This is a genomic window from Streptomyces sp. NPDC048483 (assembly GCF_040651455.1).
In the GTDB taxonomy this organism is placed as follows: domain Bacteria; phylum Actinomycetota; class Actinomycetes; order Streptomycetales; family Streptomycetaceae; genus Streptomyces.
On the sequence record NZ_JBEZJZ010000039.1, the window covers coordinates 31288 to 48347 of the forward strand.

The 17060-nt window shown below is 70.1% G+C and carries 15 protein-coding genes and 2 tRNA genes; 10 read left to right on the top strand and 7 right to left on the bottom strand.

All coding sequences use genetic code 11. The features are described 5' to 3' along the window. Positions 1-6 precede the first annotated feature (6 nt). Positions 7-1428, top strand: a complete 1422-nt coding sequence (locus AB0D04_RS20790; RefSeq protein ID WP_362705195.1) for an amidase — start codon at positions 7-9, stop codon at positions 1426-1428. Here AB0D04_RS20790 and AB0D04_RS20795 read toward each other — a convergent pair. Continuing rightward, positions 1425-1925, bottom strand: coding sequence for a DUF3830 family protein (locus tag AB0D04_RS20795; protein ID WP_362705198.1), 501 nt, complete (start codon positions 1923-1925; stop codon positions 1425-1427). The two genes, AB0D04_RS20790 and AB0D04_RS20795, sit on opposite strands and share 4 nt — an antisense overlap. 140 nt (positions 1926-2065) lie before the next feature. On the opposite strand from AB0D04_RS20795, the gene ehuB reads away from it, so the two are divergent. The 6 genes from ehuB to AB0D04_RS20825 all read left to right on the top strand — a co-directional run bounded on the left by ehuB (position 2066) and on the right by AB0D04_RS20825 (position 6705). After that, positions 2066-2998 (top strand): ectoine/hydroxyectoine ABC transporter substrate-binding protein EhuB, encoded by a 933-nt coding sequence (gene ehuB / locus AB0D04_RS20800; RefSeq protein ID WP_362705201.1) that lies wholly within the window; start codon positions 2066-2068, stop codon positions 2996-2998. Beyond that, the gene (gene ehuC / locus AB0D04_RS20805) at positions 2995-3774 is read left to right on the top strand and encodes an ectoine/hydroxyectoine ABC transporter permease subunit EhuC (RefSeq protein WP_362705203.1); all 780 of its coding nucleotides are present in this window, start codon (positions 2995-2997) and stop codon (positions 3772-3774) included. Before ehuB ends, ehuC begins: the two co-directional genes overlap by 4 nt. Further along, the gene (gene ehuD, locus AB0D04_RS20810) at positions 3774-4424 is read left to right on the top strand and encodes an ectoine/hydroxyectoine ABC transporter permease subunit EhuD (RefSeq protein ID WP_362705206.1); all 651 of its coding nucleotides are present in this window, start codon (positions 3774-3776) and stop codon (positions 4422-4424) included. The genes ehuC and ehuD overlap by 1 nt, the downstream gene beginning before the upstream one ends. A 106-nt stretch (positions 4425-4530) precedes the next feature. Beyond that, entirely contained in the window at positions 4531-5286 is a 756-nt protein-coding gene (ehuA, locus tag AB0D04_RS20815; protein WP_362705271.1) for an ectoine/hydroxyectoine ABC transporter ATP-binding protein EhuA, read from the top strand. A gap of 462 nt (positions 5287-5748) precedes the next feature. Then, complete coding sequence (locus tag AB0D04_RS20820; RefSeq protein WP_362705209.1) at positions 5749-6507, top strand: IclR family transcriptional regulator C-terminal domain-containing protein; 759 nt, start codon at positions 5749-5751, stop codon at positions 6505-6507. A gap of 124 nt (positions 6508-6631) precedes the next feature. Next, positions 6632-6705: transfer RNA gene (locus tag AB0D04_RS20825), tRNA-Lys, on the top strand. Positions 6706-6755: 50 nt separating this feature from the next. Here AB0D04_RS20825 and AB0D04_RS20830 read toward each other — a convergent pair. The 4 genes from AB0D04_RS20830 to AB0D04_RS20845 form a co-directional block, all read right to left on the bottom strand. Next, complete coding sequence (locus tag AB0D04_RS20830; RefSeq protein WP_362705212.1) at positions 6756-8534, bottom strand: AMP-binding protein; 1779 nt, start codon at positions 8532-8534, stop codon at positions 6756-6758. Between the two features lie 123 nt (positions 8535-8657). Beyond that, positions 8658-9251, bottom strand: coding sequence for a lytic polysaccharide monooxygenase auxiliary activity family 9 protein (locus AB0D04_RS20835; protein WP_362705214.1), 594 nt, complete (start codon positions 9249-9251; stop codon positions 8658-8660). A gap of 225 nt (positions 9252-9476) precedes the next feature. Next, positions 9477-10721 (bottom strand): hypothetical protein, encoded by a 1245-nt coding sequence (locus tag AB0D04_RS20840; protein WP_362705217.1) that lies wholly within the window; start codon positions 10719-10721, stop codon positions 9477-9479. Beyond that, on the bottom strand, positions 10721-11140 hold the full coding sequence (locus tag AB0D04_RS20845; RefSeq protein WP_362705220.1) for an SsgA family sporulation/cell division regulator: 420 nt from the start codon (positions 11138-11140) through the stop codon (positions 10721-10723). The genes AB0D04_RS20840 and AB0D04_RS20845 overlap by 1 nt, the downstream gene beginning before the upstream one ends. A gap of 738 nt (positions 11141-11878) precedes the next feature. Between AB0D04_RS20845 and AB0D04_RS20850 the strand changes: the two genes are divergently transcribed. Next, a tRNA-Lys gene (locus tag AB0D04_RS20850) sits at positions 11879-11952 on the top strand. Positions 11953-12362: 410 nt separating this feature from the next. Here the strand turns inward: AB0D04_RS20850 and AB0D04_RS20855 are convergent. Continuing rightward, the gene (locus AB0D04_RS20855) at positions 12363-12563 is read right to left on the bottom strand and encodes a hypothetical protein (protein ID WP_362705223.1); all 201 of its coding nucleotides are present in this window, start codon (positions 12561-12563) and stop codon (positions 12363-12365) included. After that, positions 12560-12757, bottom strand: coding sequence for a hypothetical protein (locus AB0D04_RS20860; RefSeq protein ID WP_362705226.1), 198 nt, complete (start codon positions 12755-12757; stop codon positions 12560-12562). Before AB0D04_RS20860 ends, AB0D04_RS20855 begins: the two co-directional genes overlap by 4 nt. 374 nt (positions 12758-13131) lie before the next feature. Here AB0D04_RS20860 and AB0D04_RS20865 point away from each other — a divergent pair, with 374 nt between their 5' ends. Continuing rightward, a complete protein-coding gene (locus AB0D04_RS20865) occupies positions 13132-15090 on the top strand; it encodes a cellulose synthase catalytic subunit (RefSeq protein WP_362705228.1) in 1959 nt (652 codons plus the stop codon). Further along, on the top strand, positions 15087-17039 hold the full coding sequence (locus AB0D04_RS20870; RefSeq protein WP_362705231.1) for a kelch motif-containing protein: 1953 nt from the start codon (positions 15087-15089) through the stop codon (positions 17037-17039). Before AB0D04_RS20865 ends, AB0D04_RS20870 begins: the two co-directional genes overlap by 4 nt. The last annotated feature ends 21 nt before the right edge of the window (positions 17040-17060 follow it).

Consider the following 17060-nt stretch of genomic DNA (forward strand, 5'->3'; position numbering starts at 1 on the left):
GGACGCATGACGACCGAACCGACCCCGACCCACCTCGCCGACCTCACCGCCACCCGCCTCACCGCCGGGTACGCCGCCGGCGAGTTCTCCCCCGTCGAGGCCGCCTCGGCCGTCCTGGAACGCGCCGAGGCGGCCCAGGACCGGACGAACTGCTTCACCCGGATCGACGCCGACGAGGCGCTGGCCGAGGCCAAGAAGTCGGCGGAGCGCTGGCGGTCCGGCACCCCCGCCGGCTTGCTGGACGGGGTCCCGGTCACCGTCAAGGACCTGCTCCTCACCCGCGGCGCGCCGACACTGCGCGGTTCGCGCACGGTCCGGGAGGAGGGCCCCTGGAGCGAGGACGCGCCGTCGGTGGCCCGGCTGCGGGAGTCCGGCGCGGTGTTCGTCGGCAAAACGACCACCCCGGAGTTCGGCTGGAAGGGTGTCACCGACAGCCCGCGGCACGGGGTGACGGGCAATCCGTACGACCCGGAGCGCACCGCGGGCGGCTCCAGCGGCGGCAGCGCGGCGGCGGTGGCGCTGGGCGCGGGACCGCTGAGCCTGGGCACGGACGGCGGCGGGTCGGTCCGTATCCCGGCCTCCTTCTGCGGCATCTTCGCGCTCAAGGCGACGTACGGGCGGGTCCCGCACTTCCCCGCGAGCCCCTTCGGGACGCTGGCGCACGTCGGGCCGATGACCCGCAGCGCGGTGGACGCGGCGCTGATGATGGATGTGATCACCGGGCCGGACTGGCGGGACTGGTCGCAGCTGGGGGCGGCGGCCGGCTCGTTCCGTGCGGCGCTGGACGGGCCGGTGGCCGGGCTGCGGGTGGCGTTCAGTCCGTCGCTGGGCTGGGACGTGCCGGTGGCCGCGGAGGTCGCGGCGGCGGTCCGCAGGGCCGTGGGGGCGCTCGCCGGGCTCGGCGCGGTGGTCGAGGAGATCGACCCGGGCATCGCCGACCCGGTGGAGGCGTTCCACACGCTGTGGTTCAGCGGCGCGGCGCGGGTCGTGCAGCACCTGGACGGCGCGGCGCGCGAGCTGCTGGACCCGGGGCTGCGGGAGATCTGCGAGCAGGGCGCCGGTTACAGCGCGCTCGACTATCTGGCGGCGGTCGACACGCGGATGGCGCTCGGCCAGGCGATGGGCCGCTTCCACAGCGCGTACGACCTGCTGGTGACGCCGACCGAGCCGATCACCGCATTCGAGGCGGGCGCCGAGGTGCCGTCCGGTTCCGGGCACGCCCGCTGGACGGGCTGGACGCCGTTCACCTACCCCTTCAACATGACGCAGCAGCCCGCCGCGACCCTGCCCTGCGGGGTGGACGGCGACGGGCTGCCGATCGGCGTACAGCTGGTGGGCGCGCGGCACGCGGACGCGCTGGTGCTGCGCGCCGCGCACGCGCTGTACGAGGCGGGGGCGGCGGAGATCCCCGCGCCCCCTGCCTCCTAGACCCGGCGGAAGTTGAGCGTCTCCCCCAGGGCGCCGGCCCGCCACAGGTCCTGGCAGGCGTCCGCCATCCGGTCCAGGCCGTCGACCACCGAGCCCCACACGATGCCCGGCACCCAGCCCGCGTCGCCGTTGATCAGCAGGTTGTTGCGCTCGTAGAAGAGGGCGAGATCGACGACGGTGGCGCGGCCCTGGTGCTTGGCCTCCTGTTCGTAGCCGTAGGACGCGGTGGCCAATTGGGTGTCGCTGAAGGTGAAGTAGCACAGGTCGCCGGGGATGGGTGTGATCGTGGGGTTCTCCAGCGGCGGCTCCTGCGGGGCGAACGGCGGAACGAGGGCGTAGATCTCGTTGCGGGCGTATTTGGCGTGGTAGACGTCGCCGCCGAGCGGGAGCGCGTCCCAGACGGCGCTACAGGTGATCGGAGCGCGGTCGTCGAGCAACTTGGCCGTGCAGCTGACGCCGCGCTTGTCCAGGGAGACTTCGATGAAGCGATCGGTCATGCCCAGATCGTAGGGGGGCAATACCGGCTTACGGAACAAGTCTCACTGCTCGTATCACCACCACTTGTATTGCCCTCGCTTGTATCAAGGGCCGGAAACGATCGGCATATGTTCCAACAGTTTCGGGTAGTCGCGCGCCCATGGCTCCACCACAGGGGAAGACCTCAGACATCAAACGACCACCGACAGGCGGCATCCGTCGTCGCTCGCTGCTCGCGGGGGTAGCGGCGCTCGGCGCAGCGGGTGCGCTAGGAGCGACCAGTGCCTGCAGCCGGGTGCCGACGGCCGAGGCCAAGGACGGCGGACATCTGCTCGAACGGCTGAAGGCCAAGGGCTCGGTGACGCTGGGCCTGGCGGGCGAGCAGCCGTACGGCTACATCGGCGAGGACGGCAAGCTGACCGGCTCGGCGCCCACCATCGCCAAGGTGATCTTCAAACGGCTCGGTGTGCCCAAGGTCGAGCCTTTTCCCACCGAATTCAGCTCGCTGATCGCCGGGCTGAATTCCCAGCAGTTCGATGTGGTCGCCGCCGGGATGTACATCCAACCGGAGCGCTGCGAACAGGTCATTTTCGCCGATCCCGAGTACCAGATGCGGGACGCCTTCATCGTCGCCAAGGGGAATCCAAAGGGGCTGCACACCTACAAGGACATCGCCCGGAAGGGGGCGAAGATGGCGACCGGCGTGGGATACGCGGAACTCGGCTACGCCGAGGAGGCCGGGGTCAAGAACATCTCCACGCTGCCGGACCAGCTGGCGGGCCTGCTCGCCGTCGAACAGGGCCGGGTGGACGTCTTCGTCGGTACAGCCGTGACCGTACGCAATGTCGTACGGCAGTCGAAGACCACCAAGGCCGAGGCGACCGCCGAGGTCACACCGTATATGGACGGCAAGCCGGTGATCGACGTCGGCGCCTTCGCCTTCCGTTCGCCGGAGACGAATCTGCGCGACGCGTTCAACCGCGAGCTGCACAAGATGAAGAAGTCCGGCGAACTCCTGGACCTCATGCGGCCTTTCGGGTTCACAAAGGACCAGATGACGGAGATCACCGCCAAGGAGAAGTGCCGGCCATGAGCGATATCAGCTGGGGTTTGTGGGAACTCCTCCTCAGGGGCGTGTGGATCACCGTCCAATTGACCGTCTACAGCGCGGCGCTCGGCGCGGTGGTGGCGTTTACGATCGGCATCGCGCGCACCCACCGGCTGCGGACCGTCCGTTTTCTGTCCGGCGCCTACTTCGAGATCTTCCGGGGCACCTCCGCGCTGATCTTCATGTTCTGGATGTTCTTCGTGCCTCCGATGGCCTTCGGCTGGCAGCTGGCCCCGATGTGGGCCGCGGTCCTGGCACTGGGCCTGACGTACGGGGCATACGGCGCCGAGGTCGTGCGGGGCGCCATCGCGGCGGTCTCCCCCGGCCAGCGCGAAGCGGGCATCGCGCTCAGCTTCTCGCCCGCCCAGCAGCTGCGGAAGATCGTCCTGCCGCAGGCGTGGCCGGAGATGGTCCCGCCGTTCAACAACCTGGCGATCGAGCTGCTGAAGGGCACCGCTCTGGTGTCGCTCCTGGGCGTACCCGACATCACCTTCGGCGCGCAGCTGGTGCGCAATGCCACCGCGCAGAGCACACCTGTCTACACGATCATCCTGGTCATGTACTTCGTCCTGGCCTTTGTGCTCACCCGCGGGATGCGAGTGGTGGAGCGGCACGCCAAGGCGGGCATCGGCCAGGCCCCGCCGAAGCGGGCCGGTATGACCTCGAGGCTGAACATCGGCAAGCAGTCGAGCCCGATCGGCCCGGTGGCCCGTACGGCCTCCGGCCCGTCCACCGGTGCCACCGCGGAAGGTGATGTGTGATGAAGTTCGACTGGTCCGCGGTCGGCGACTTCATGCCGATGTTCTGGAAGGGTGTGGTGGTCACCCTCGAGGTCCTGGCGCTCGGCTCGCTGATGGCCTTTGCTCTCGGCCTCGTATGGGCACTCGCGCAACGCTCCTCTCTTACGGTGGTGCGCTGGCCGGTGACCGCGATCACCGAGTTCGTCCGCAACACCCCGCTACTGGTGCAGCTGTTCTTCCTCTACTACGTCATGCCCGAGTGGGGGATCACGCTCTCCGCCATGGTCACCGGCGTGATCGGGCTGGGCCTGCACTACTCGACGTACACCGCGGAGGTCTACCGCGCCGGCATCGACGGCGTACCGGTCGGCCAGTGGGAGGCGGCGACCGCGCTGAGCCTGCCGCGGAGCCGTACCTGGATCGCGGTGATCCTGCCGCAGGCGATCCGCCGGGTCGCCCCCGCACTGGGCAACTACGTCATCGCGATGCTGAAGGACTCGCCGATGCTCGTCGCTATCGGTGTGCTGGAAATGCTCGGCGAGGCGAAGCAGTTCGCCGCCAAGACCTTCCAGATCGTCGAGCCCCTCACCGTCGTCGGCATCGCCTTCATCCTCATCTCCTACCCCGCTTCTCTTCTCCTGCGAGCCCTGGAGCGTCGCCTTGTCCGCTGAAAGCACCCCCAACACACCTGAGAACACCGCGAGCGGCAAGGACGTTGCGTCCGGTTCCGGTTCCACCTCCGGCGAGAGCGCCAACCCGGCGGTCGACGGCAGCGAGCTGATCTGCTTCGACAAGGTCACCAAGCGCTTCGGCTCGCACACCGTCCTCGACTCGCTGGACATGAAGGTCTACTCCGGCAAGCACGTCACGCTGATCGGCCCGTCCGGCTCCGGCAAGACCACGATCCTGCGGCTGATGATGACGCTGCTGAAGCCGGACGAGGGCACCATCACGCTCAACGGCGAGTACCTCACCCACGAAAAGAAGGGTGACAAGCTCGTCCCGTCGAGCGACAAGCACAGCCGCGCGATCCGCAAGAACATCGGCATGGTCTTCCAGCAGTTCAACCTCTTCCCCAACATGAAGGTGCTGCGGAACATCACCGAGGCGCCGGTGCACGTCCTCGGCCTGGACAAGGACGCCGCGGAGGAGCGGGCCCGCGAACTGCTGGACCTGGTGGGCCTGACCGAGCACCTCGACAAGTACCCCACCCAGCTCTCCGGCGGCCAGCAGCAGCGGGTCGCCATCGCTCGGGCGCTGGCAATGCGGCCGCAGGTGCTGCTGCTGGACGAGGTCACCTCGGCCCTCGACCCGGAACTGGTGGCCGGCGTGCTGGACGTCCTGCGGGACATCGCGCACACCACGGACATCACGATGCTCTGTGTCACGCACGAGATGAACTTCGCCCGGGACATCTCCGACTGCGTGATGATGTTCGACGCCGGCCGGGTCATCGAGTTCGGCCCGCCCGAGCAGATCTTCACGGACCCGGCGCACGAGCGGACGCGGGAGTTCCTGAGCGCGGTGCTGTAGGCGGCAGTTGGGGCGGCGGCGCGGCGGGTCGGTAGGTGTGGGGGCGTTGCGCCGGCCGACGCAGGGCGAAATGGGACAGCTGGGACTCTTGCGACTCCGGTGACCATTGCCCCGCCGTTGCCACCGATGCGCCCCCGGCGCACGCCCAAGGGCCTTCATATGCGCCCCCGTGTCGTGCACTACGGAGCCCGGCCCTCTGCAAAGGGCCGGGCTCCGGCATGTCACAGGACAGCACCCCGGCGCACCGCCGGACTCAGACCATGCTTTTGGCATATGCCAGGGAAACTCTCCCCTGCACAGACGCGTGAACGGCATCGTCTTTCGGTCAAGACCCCCTCCATCGAGGGCCGTTGACCGCTATCGTGATACGAGCCCCGTTGTCCGGGCACGGTCCGCGCATGCGCCGCCGTGGCCAACGACGAGGTGACGACGCAAGCGGTAACAACCTGCTAGGGGGACACCGTGGCGCTGAAGCCCGAGCCGACCGCGCCGTTCCATTCGGTGCAGTACGCCCTTCGCGTGCTCGAAACGGTCTCCAGGCACGCCGACGGCGTGACCGATGCACAGATCGCACGCGAAACCAGTCTGCCCACGGGCCACCTCGCCCACATGCTGTCGATGCTGCGGCGCGAGGGCTATGTGGACCAGGTCTCGGACGGGGCGTATGTCGTCGGTGAATCGCTGCTCCTGCTGGGCTCCGGCCGCGACCGGCACCAGGCCCTGCGGGACAAACTGCAGGTCACCCTCGACGAACTGCGTGATTCGGTGGGTGCGGCGGTCTACATCAGCCGGTACATCGACGGCGAGGTCAAGATCCTGCACTACGCCGACGGCCCGCTGGCCCCGAAGGTCAACGAGTGGGCCGAATTCCGCCGCACCGCCCACGCCAGCGCGGTCGGCAAATGCCTGCTCGCGCAGCTGGACCACGATGGCCGGAAAGACCACCTCTCGCGCCACAAGACCGCCCGGCTCACCTCCCGGACGATCACCAACGAGAAGGTCCTCTTCCACAAGCTCGACAGCCAGCCACCGACGGTCCCGATGCTCGACCTCCAGGAGTACGCCGTCGGCACGGTCTGCGCCGCCGTACCGATCACCGCCGGTTCGACGGTCGGCTGCCTCGCCCTGTCCATGCCCCTGGAGCACGCGCACCGCCTGCGCCAGGCCGCCGATGCCCTCAACCGCAAGGCCGCTCCGGTGCTGCTGTCGCTGGCGATCTGAGCGGGGCACCGGGCCGGCGGGGCCGCAGGGCCTCCGCCGGGCCGTCCGTCGGGCCGTCCGTCGGGCCGTCCGGGCATGGTCGGGAGCACCCCTGCGGACCAGGTAGTATTTCTTTCGTCAGCGCGCGCCGCTAGCTCAGTTGGTTAGAGCAGCTGACTCTTAATCAGCGGGTCCGGGGTTCGAGTCCCTGGCGGCGCACCTGTGAAGTGGGCGTTCTCGGTTCTCCGGGGACGCCCACTTCGGCGTTCTCACCTCTCCAGGAGGTGCGCCCGATCGTGATCGCGGTAGTGGGCCAGCAGCACGGCACGTTCCTCGTCGGTGAAGCGGCGGTACGTGCTCCCGGCGGGCGCGGCCGGTCCCGTGGTCCCCGCAGGTCCGGCCCCCATCGGCGTCCACCAGACCGGTTCGGGGCAGCGGAATCCGGCCCGGCGGAGGGCGGCCCGGTGCACCTTGTTGGTGGCGGTCACCGGGAGAGCGGCCACGGTCCGTACGAATCGCGGCGCCATCTTCGTTCCGAGATCGGGCTGCGCCGCGAGAAAGGCCGCGAACCCTTCCGGGTCGAACGCCGCGCCGTCGCGGAGCGCGAGGGTCGCCATCACCTGGTCGCCGGCAACCGGATCGGGCACGGCGTACACGGCGACGCCGGTGGCCGGGGCGTAGCGGGCGAGAATGTTCTCGATCATCGCGGCGGCGAGATTCTCGCTGTCCACCCGCAGCCGGTCGTCCGCACGGCCCGCGAAGTGGAAGAACCCCTCGGTGTCGCGGAAGAAGAGATCGCCGGTCCAGTACCAGCCGGAGCCGGCCCGGCCCTGCAGGCGGCGGGTGCGCGCGGCGGTGGCCTCCGGGTTGCGCCAGTAGCCCTCGAAGGAGCTGCGGCCGCGGTTGACCAGCTCCCCTATGGCCTGGTCCCCGTTCAGCAGCCGGCCGTCGGCGTCGAGGCGGGCGCGCGGCAGCTCGGCGCCGGTTTCCGGGTCGACGACGGCGAGATCGTCGCCCGGCGCGGGCCGCCCGATGGCGCCGGGCGGGGTGCCCGGTGAGCGCTGGAGCGCGGCGCCGCCCTCGGAGGAGCCGTACCCCTCTATCAGGCGCACACCGAACCGGTCCGCGAAACGAGCGGCGTCTACCGCCCCCGCCTCGGTTCCGAAGCCCGTACGGAGCGGGTTGTCGCGGTCGTCGGGGGCGGGCGGGGTGGCGAGCAGATACTGCACGGCGCGGCCGACGTAGGTGAAGTAGGTGGCGCCGTAGCGGCGGACGTCGGGGAGGAAGGCGGAGGCCGAAAAGCGGCGGCGCAGCGCGACGGCCGCGCCGCCGGAGAGCGCGGGGGCCCAGCCGGCGATCACGGCGTTTCCGTGGAACATCGGCATACAGAGGTAGTGCACATCGTCCGGCCGCACGCCGAAGTACCCGACCAGCGAGTGTCCGGCGGCGGCCAGGCGGCCCTGGGAGCAGATGGCGGCCTTGGGCGCGCCGGTGGAGCCGGAGGTGAAGTAGAGGAGCATCCGGGAGGCGGGGGTGGGGGATCCCCCGGCGGCGCCGGTGATCCCGTCGGGGCGGGCGTCCTCGTACGGTGCGAGGAGCTCGCGGTAGGCCGGGGCGTCCACGACGAGGACGCGCTCGGGCGGGAGGGGCAGCTCCAGGTCCGCCAGCAGGGGCAGGTGGGCGCGTTCGGTGATCAGCAGCGCGCATTCGGTGTGGACGATGTCGCGCGCGAGCTCGGGGCCGCGGCGCGTGGGGTTGATGCCGGCCACGGCGGCTCCGGCGAGCGCCGCGGCACCGAGCCACAGCGGGTACTCGGGAACGTTGTCGAGCAGCACCCCGATGTGCGGCTCCGCGCCCCGCGGCAGCAGCTCCCCGAACAACGCCGCCCGTGCGGCCGCGCCCGCGGCCATCTCATGGTGGGTGAGGGCGCCCTCGGCGGACTTGAGGCCGGTGCGGTGATCGCCCCACTGCGCGCGAACCAGCTCCGCGACGGTCGCGGGGGCGCCGGCGCCGGGGAACGTGCTGCTGTGGGTGTGGGTGGGTGCCATGGCGCCGGAGGATAGTTGACGCTACGTCAGTTTTGGAGTCCCGGTCACCCCCAGCCTCCTCGGCACTCGCCCCGGGCGTCGGGGCCTCCCCGGGGGAAGGCAGGGAGACCCCACGGAACGGGATCAGGAGAGGTCGACGTCCGAGCAGGCATAGAACGCGTTGCCCGTGTCGGCGATGTTCCAGACACCCAGGATGATGTGGCGTCCCGACTTCTGCGTGGGCACGGTGCCCTGATGCTGCACCGTCTCTCCCGGCTGCGCGCCGCCCATCGGCACCGTCATGAACGGCTCGGGTTCGAGGTCGGCCCGGGTGAGCGGCTTGGTGGGGTCGTAGCCGTCCTTGGTGATGAAGTAGGAGAAGTCGGCGGTGGAGTGGCGTGCCGTCAGGCGCCAGGTGAAGGTGTAGCCCTGGCCCGGGGAGAGCTTGGTGCCGGGCCACTTGCCGCCGCGCGGGTCGTCGAGTTCGGCGAAGTTGTCGTGCCCGCCGGAACAGATCTTCCCGTCGGCGGGCCCGGCGGCCGGGAAGCCCTTGGGCGCCTCGACGCTCTGTGGTTCGTACTGAATCGCACCGCAGTCCTTGACCGTTCCGTTGGCGCAGAGCGCCTGACGGCTGGGGGGCGCGTCGCTGTAGCCGTGGCTGGAAGCACTGCCTGTCGAGAGAAGGGAGACACCGACGATGCCGATGCCGATCACGGCAGCACTGATCCGTTTGCGCATGCTTCGCTCCTGAAGAACGTGGGGGGAGTTCCGTGAGCAGATGAAGTGCGGTCTAGACCAAGTGGCAGACTAATCAGCATGGTTGGGCATGTCCAGACCAATGGCAAGCGCAATCAAGGGGTGGCGAACCGGTCGGATGCGGAGGCGGCACACGCTGCCATGGGCAGGCCGGTGTCGCGCATGCCGAAAGCCTCCGTCACGGGGTCGTCCCTTGTGGTGTGGGCGTCACGCTGCCGTCGGCAGGGGCGTGGCGGTGCTGGGATGTGCGGCGGCCTGGACGAGGGAGGTGTAGGTGCGGCGGAGGGCTATGAGGGATTCCTGGGCCTCGCGGTAGACGGCAGCGTCGGGGCCACCTCGGTGGGCGAGGGTGCGGACCGGGGCGCAGTGGCGGTCCATCGCACTCAGCCAGGCGCGGTGGGATGCCGGGAGGTGGCGGCGCAGGTGCTGGCGCCGGCCGTCGCCCGGTCGGCGGCCGCCGACGCCGAGCACCGCGTCCGCGGCCTGGAGGACCGGGGGTTCCAGGGCACCCTGTTCTGCGAGGGCGCCGAGGACGGCGCGCTGTTGCGGGGTCGTCGGGGCGGCTGCCAGTTCCGCGGCCTCGGAGCGGAGTTGGGCGCGCAGGGCGTGCTGGACGCGGACGAGGCGGCGCAGGGCCGTCGGGGTGGAGGAGTCGTCGGGGGCGCGGCCCGCGAGGGTTTCGGCGAGACGGAAGAGCCAGATTCCGTGGGCCTCCAGGCGGGTCGCGGCCAGCATCAAGCGGTCGAGGCGGCTGAGCGGCTGGCCCTCCGGGGCCCAGCGGACGATCGGTACGAGCGCTTCCGTGCGGGCCAGTTGGTCAATGGGGATGTGCTTGCGCGGTTTGCGTTCGGGGGCCCAGTTGCGTAGCGCGAGGGTGGGCAGCGCGACGAACTGGTCGTGGTCGATGCGGTGCGCGACGGCCGCCCACAGATCGAGGAATGCCTCGTCGGCGACCTGACGGGCGGCCGGGGCCTGCGGGTCGAGGCCGTTCCAGCCACAGGACACCGCGATCACCGCGACGCGCATGGCGGCGGCTTCCGCGTTGCGTGGCGAAAGGCGGGAGACGCGTTGCCGCAGGGCGGCCAACTCGCTGGCGCAGTGGGCCCGTTCCACGAGGGCGATGGCGGCCTCACGGCCGGGGGCGGCGGCCGCGGCGTGGGCCATGGCATCCAGCCGGGTCCAGGTTCCGATCATGGAACGGACCGGGGGCCGCTCGGGGAGGAAGCCGTGCATGCGGGCTTCGTGCGGCGACGAGCCGCAGGGGGGCGATGACGGCGAGGAGGGTGAAGGTGACGACAGGGAGGAGGCGGCGCCGGTGACGTCGTCCGCGGGGCGGCGTACCGGGGTGCGCTGTGCGGGCGGTACGGCGAGGCGGGGACGGGGCGTGGCCGCCTCGCCGGGAGCGGTCAGCGGCATGAGATCGGGGTCGGTTGTGGTCGGCATGGTCGTCATCAGCGCTTTCCCGCGAGGAGCCGGGCCAGGTGCGTGTCCATGTCGAGGTATTCGTTCTCCCGGCCGGGCGGCACGATGGCCGCCGTCTGCTCCAGCCATGCGGTCAGCTCCGTTGTGCGTACCGACAGCTCGCAGACGCTGTCGTCGGTGGACAGTTCGATATGGATGCGGCGCTGCCCACCCGGCCCGCGGAACGGCCACACCCGTACATCTCCTTCTCCGGTCTCGTCGCGCAGGCCGCCCAGCAGCAGCTCACGGGCGAACAGCCAGGTGGCGACCGACCGGCCGCGGGTTATGAAGTCGACCTCGACCTCATACGGGCGGTCACTGCGGTAGCTGAACCGGCCGGCCACCGGGACCGCGTCGTGCGGTCCTATGAGGAGCTGCATCTCAAGTGTGCGCTTGGCTGTCGACACCACGACGATCAACCTTTCCGAGGAGGGGCGAGTCCCGGGAGACCCGATTCCGGGGCGCGCGTCCTAGCAGACGTCGACGCGCGCGGTGGGGTTGCAGGAGGTGGGGGAGGAGTGACGGACGCCATCCGGGGACGTCGTCCACGGGGAACCCGGAGGGCCCGGGTGCGGGGGCGGGCCGAGCGGGGGCGCGCCGCCCGGAGCCTCGTCCGCACGCTCAGGGGAAGCCGGGCCGCGCCCGGCTTGATGCCGGGCCGGCGGCGGGAAGCAGGGAGTCCTCCGGCCGGTGATTTCCGGGCCGGTGAAATCCGGGCCGGTGATTGCGCCGGACGTGGGCGTGGCGCCGGCCTGCGGGGACCGCGGTGCGCGACCGCCCCGGTGGCCGCCTCCGCGGCCGCCTATGGCACTTCCCGGCGCTCCCATGTCAGTTCCCTCCGGGCTCGTTCAGGGCTTCCTGTACGGCTCCCGCCTCGGCGTCGGACACGCCCGCCGCGGCGTTGCTTCAGCCTCTCAACCGGGGGTTGATGGCGCATGTTGACGGGCAAGCGGTGCGCTACGGCCATGAACCCGATCCTCATGGGCCGATTCGGGGTACCCGTCGGCCGAAGGTCCCGAGGTGACGGGGTTTTCGGCCGGGCACGCGGCCGAGTCTGTGACACGGGTCACGCATATCGTGCGTGTGGGTGGTTCGGACGTGGGTACGGAGCACCCCCGAAGTTCGTGTAAAGTTCTTCAGGTCAGCGCGCGCCGCTAGCTCAGTTGGTTAGAGCAGCTGACTCTTAATCAGCGGGTCCGGGGTTCGAGTCCCTGGCGGCGCACGTAGGACTGAGGCCCCTCGCCAAGCGAGGGGCCTCAGTCATTGCAGCCCCTGGCCGCGTGCAGCCTCGGTCGCTGAGAGCTCAGTCGCCGCGCCCCAGCGCGCCCACCGGCAGCGCGAGGCCGGCGGCGCAAGGCCGGCGGCGATCGCCGTCCAGATGTGCCGGCCCCGTCGGCCGGAAGCAGCGGTGCGCCCATGGCGGCCACCGAGACGATCAAGCCAAGGAGTGCGGGGACCGGCGCCGTGCCCGGCCAGACTCGGCGGCGGGCTGCCCCTTGGCCTCGGCGGCCTCCCCCCTTGGACGTGTCGGGCCCCCAGAGCAGCCGGCCCTCCACGCCCCAGGAGCAGGGGCCGCAAGCTCGGCCGAGGCGATGAGGTTGAGGGGGACATGGCCCGCCTCGGCGTGCAGGGTCAGGCACCGATAGCGGCCGGCTCGCCCGCCGCCAGGGCCCGGAGCAGCACGGGGACGGTGGGCAGGGCGACGGCGAAGGCGGCGAAGCGGGCCCGGACCCAGCGGGAGGGGGCGAGTGTGGCCAGTACCGGGGCCCGGGGGCCGGCCGTGGGGGCGCGCACCGCGTCCAGCGCCGGCCCGTACGTGCGCTGCGGTGTCACCCGGCCGGCGGTAGGACGTACCCGGTGAGGGCGATCAGGCAGGCGGCGAGCGTCGCCAGGGCGGGCGCGCCGAGCGCAAGGATGCAGCGGCCGTGCCATACCGCGCCGGGGCGCGCCGGTTCACCACTTTTGCCGGGATCGCGCGTCTGGTTCCGCGCCTCGGCGTTCTGCATCATGTGCCTGTCGTCCGCCACGACGCCCCCGATTCCGTCGGCCCGCCTATCCGGTGGGTCACCGTTTCGCCGCATCCCGCGATGTCCATCACTGCCGGCCGGTGCCGGACATTACCAACGTAAGGCCAAGGCTTTACGGGACAGGGGGGCACCGTCGGCCGAAATCGATCGGGCGTTTCAGGGCGCGTTCTAGCGTGTCCTGCACCACGCCCGGCCGCCATCATCCGCCGACGGTCAGGCAGTTCGGGTGCCGCTGCAACCTGAACGCCGCCAAAGCCGTCTCACGACGGAGGGCGGTCGACATCAGTGAAGCCCGGGTCGGTCGACGGGGACCGCGGACTCGGGCCATCAGCTAGTGGCACGCAGCCGATGCTGCGTGCGGGGGGATGGACTTCATGACGTCGCCGCCTGACGGTGCCCGGACGCCGTATCCACACGACCCGTGGCATGCCGACGACCGGCAGCCCGCGCACGACGGGCCGCCACCCTTCGACCCGTCCGCGACGACACGGCTGCGCCTGCCGCGTCTGCACCGGCAGCGCCGACAGGAGCAGCGCGCACCACTGCCGCGCTACGACTACGAGCACTACAGCCGGCTGGCCGGTCCGCTCACCCAGCCCGACCCGGACAAGCTGTACAAGGTCCGCTACCGCTCCCTTCTCGCCGACGAGCCGCACCGCATCCGGGCGGCCCTGCTGCTGGGCGCCGCGCCGCTGGTCTCGCTCGGGCTGCTGGCCTGGCTGCTGCAGCCCGCCCACTGGACCCAACGTGACTACCCCGCCTATGAGTTCCTGCCGGTGCTGGATGTGGTCATGCTCGTCTCCATCGGGCTGATCGAGTTCTTCCGGTGCATGAATGTGCTCTCCAATGCGCATGCCACCCTCGTCGCCCGCGACCCGATCCCGGTCGTCCCCGAGCACGGCACCCGCGTCGCCTTCCTCACCTCCTTCGTGCCCGGCAAGGAACCTTTGGCCATGGTGACGAAGACGCTCGAGGCGGCGGTCAAGGTGCGCCACCGCGGGCTGCTGCACGTATGGCTGCTGGACGAGGGCGACGACCCCGAGGTCAAGGAGGTCTGCCGGCGACTGGGCGTGCACCACTTCACCCGCAAGGACATAGCGGAGTGGAACCGGCCCAAGGGCCCGTACCGTGCCAGGACCAAGCACGGCAACTACAACTCCTGGCTGCAGGCCCACGGTGACGACTACGACTACTTCGCCTCGGTCGACACCGACCATGTCCCGCTGCCCAACTACCTGGAGCGGATGCTGGGCTTCTTCCGCGACCCGGACGTCGGATTCGTCATCGGGCCGCAGGTGTACGGGAACTACGACACCTTCGTCACCAAGGCCGCCGAGTCGCAGCAGTTCCTCTTCCATGCGCTCATCCAGCGGGCCGGCAACCGCTACGGCGCGCCGATGTTCGTCGGCACGTCCAATGCCGTACGGATCAGCGCACTCCGCCAGATAGGCGGGCTGTACGACTCCATCACGGAGGACATGGCGACCGGGTTCGAGATGCACCGGCACCGCAATCCGCGGACCGGGAAGAAATGGCGGTCGGTGTACACGCCGGATGTGCTCGCCGTCGGTGAGGGGCCCACCGCCTGGACGGACTTCTTCACCCAGCAGTTGCGCTGGTCGCGGGGGACGTACGAGACGATCCTCAAGCAGTTCTGGAAGGCGCCGTTCACGCTGCCGCCGGGCCGGCTCTTCAACTACACCATGATGGTGATCTTCTATCCGATGTCGGCACTGAACTGGATCCTGGCGGCGCTCAGTTGTGCGCTGTTCCTGGGGCTGGGCGCCTCGGGTGTCCAGATCGACCCGTCGGTGTGGATGATGCTCTACGGCAATGCCTCGGCGCTGCAGATCGGGCTGTACGTCTGGAACCGGCGGCACAATGTCTCGCCGCACGAACCGCAGGGGTCGGGCGGGATCGCCGGCATGGTGATGTCCGCGCTGTCCGCGCCGATCTACGCCCGGTCGCTGTTCGATGCGGTACTGCGGCGCAAAAGCAGGTTCGTGGTGACGCCGAAGGGCGATGCGTCGAGTCCGGACACGCTGTTCGGGACGTTCCGGGTGCATCTGTTCTTCCTTGTGATCTTCGGGGGGTCGCTGGGCGCCTCGTTCCTCCTGGGGCACAGCCATCCGGCGATGATCACGTGGGCGGCGCTGGCACTGCTGATCACGGCCGCGCCGATCGTTGCCTGGCGGGCCTCCGTACGGAGGGAGAAGCGGAGGGCCGCCACCGGGCCGCCCGGTCCGGCCGCCGCTGAGCCCTCCGGCGCCCCCGACGCCGGCCAGACCACCGACCAGACCCTGCAGATCGCCTTTGGGGGACGTCAGACATGAAGTACCGTCCGGGCCGCCGCGCCCGCAGAGTGGCGATAGCGACGGCGGTGGTTCTGGCGCTGGCCGGGATGAACGGGCCGGCGCTCTACGACTTCGCCTCGGAGCAGTATCACCGGTACGAGATCAACAAGCCCGAGTACAAGGCGGCGAACGGCCACTGGGACGTCGTCGACGTCCCGGACAAGTACCGCATCAACACCATCCATGCGGCCCTGCTGCACACCGGGAAGGTGCTGCTGGTCGCCGGGTCGGGCAACAACGCCGCCAATTTCCGCGCCAAGTCGTTCCGTACGGTCCTGTGGGACCCGGAGAAGAACACCTTCAAGAACATCGACACCCCCAAGGACCTCTTCTGTTCCGGGCACACCCAGCTCCCGGACGGCAAGCTCCTGGTGGCGGGCGGCACCCGGCGGTACGAGAAGCTGGGCGGCGACGTGAAGAAGGCCGGCGGCCTCATGATCGTCTACAACGAGAACCCGGACGGGCCCCGGACGTTCCCGGCCGGCACGCTCTTCACCGGGCAGGAGAACGGCAGGACGTTCACGTCCAAGGACCCGGTGGTGGTGCCGCGGGCGAAGAAGGCCAAGGACCCGGTGACCGGCAAGGTGACCGTGACGCACAGCGAGGCGCGGGTCTATGTCGAGGCGCTCAAGGACGGCCGCGCGTACTCCACCGGCGCCCAGGACCGCTACCGTATCCACGGCCTGACCGGCGTGGATGCCCGCAATCTCTACGGCATCGCGCAGAAGCTGTCCTTCGACAAGAAGGACTTCCAGGGGATCAGGGACTCCTTCGAGTTCGACCCGGTGGCCGAGCGCTATGTGCCCGTCGACCCGATGAACGAGGCCCGCTGGTATCCGACGCTGACCAGCCTTCAGGACGGCAAGGTCCTCTCGGTCTCCGGCCTGGACGACATCGGGCAGGTCGTGCCCGGCAAGAACGAGGTCTACGACCCGCGGACGAAGAAGTGGACCTACCTCCCCAAGCGGCGCTTCTTCCCCACCTATCCCGCCCTCTTCCTCACCGACCAGGGCCGGATCTTCTACACCGGCTCCAACGCGGGCTACGGCCCGGACAACGTCGGCCGCAAGCCCGGCATCTGGGATCTGAGGTCGAACGCCTTCCAGGCCGTACCGGGGATGAGCGACCCGGACATCCTGGAGACGTCGATGTCCGTGCTGCTGCCGCCCGCCCAGGAACAGCGGTACATGGTGCTCGGCGGGGGCGGGGTCGGCGAGGATCCCCGGGCGACCGCCAGGACGCGGATCGTGGACCTGCACGACCCCAGCCCGCGGTTCAAGGACGGCCCCGACCTCTACGCCAAGGCCCGCTACCCCAGCAGCGTGATCCTCCCGGACGACTCGGTGCTGACCACCAACGGCTCCGGCGACTACCGCGGGCGCAGCGACTCCAACATCCTCAAGGCCGAGCTGTACGACCCACGGGCCAACACCGCGCGCCAGGTGGCCGATCCGCTGGTGGGACGGAACTACCACTCCGGTGCGCTGCTGCTGCCTGACGGCCGGGTGATGACCTTCGGCTCCGACTCGCTCTACGCCGACAAGGACAACACCAAGCCCGGAGTGTTCCAGCAGCAGATCGACCTCTATACGCCGCCGTACCTCTTCCGCGACTCGCGGCCGCAGCTGACGGATCCGGGCCCGAGGACGGTGCCGCTGGGCGGGCGGGTGACGTACGGGACCCGGCACGGCGCCACGATCACCAAGATGCGGCTGCTGCGGCCCGGCTCGTTCACCCATGTCACCAACGTCGAACAGCGTTCCATCGCCCTGGACTTCACCAAGACGGCGGACGGGGTGACCGTCACCCTGCCCACGGACCCGTCATTGGTGCCGCCCGGCTGGTACATGCTCCATGCGGTCGATGGGCGGGGGACTCCGTCCAAGGCGGTGTGGGTGAAGGTGGCGGCGCCGGGGGCGGGGGGCTAGCCTCCGTCGCCGGCGTCACGC

Bases quoted from the DNA above. Each gene is read 5' to 3' on its own strand.
- AB0D04_RS20790 (WP_362705195.1), top strand. From the start codon at position 7: ATGACGACCGAACCGACCCCGACCCACCTCGCCGACCTCACCGCCACC.
- AB0D04_RS20795 (WP_362705198.1), bottom strand. From the start codon at position 1,925: ATGACCGATCGCTTCATCGAAGTCTCCCTGGACAAGCGCGGCGTCAGC.
- ehuB (WP_362705201.1), top strand. From the start codon at position 2,066: ATGGCTCCACCACAGGGGAAGACCTCAGACATCAAACGACCACCGACA.
- ehuC (WP_362705203.1), top strand. From the start codon at position 2,995: ATGAGCGATATCAGCTGGGGTTTGTGGGAACTCCTCCTCAGGGGCGTG.
- ehuD (WP_362705206.1), top strand. From the start codon at position 3,774: ATGAAGTTCGACTGGTCCGCGGTCGGCGACTTCATGCCGATGTTCTGG.
- AB0D04_RS20830 (WP_362705212.1), bottom strand. From the start codon at position 8,534: ATGGCACCCACCCACACCCACAGCAGCACGTTCCCCGGCGCCGGCGCC.
- AB0D04_RS20835 (WP_362705214.1), bottom strand. From the start codon at position 9,251: ATGCGCAAACGGATCAGTGCTGCCGTGATCGGCATCGGCATCGTCGGT.
- AB0D04_RS20840 (WP_362705217.1), bottom strand. From the start codon at position 10,721: ATGACGACCATGCCGACCACAACCGACCCCGATCTCATGCCGCTGACC.
- AB0D04_RS20865 (WP_362705228.1), top strand. From the start codon at position 13,132: ATGACGTCGCCGCCTGACGGTGCCCGGACGCCGTATCCACACGACCCG.
- AB0D04_RS20870 (WP_362705231.1), top strand. From the start codon at position 15,087: ATGAAGTACCGTCCGGGCCGCCGCGCCCGCAGAGTGGCGATAGCGACG.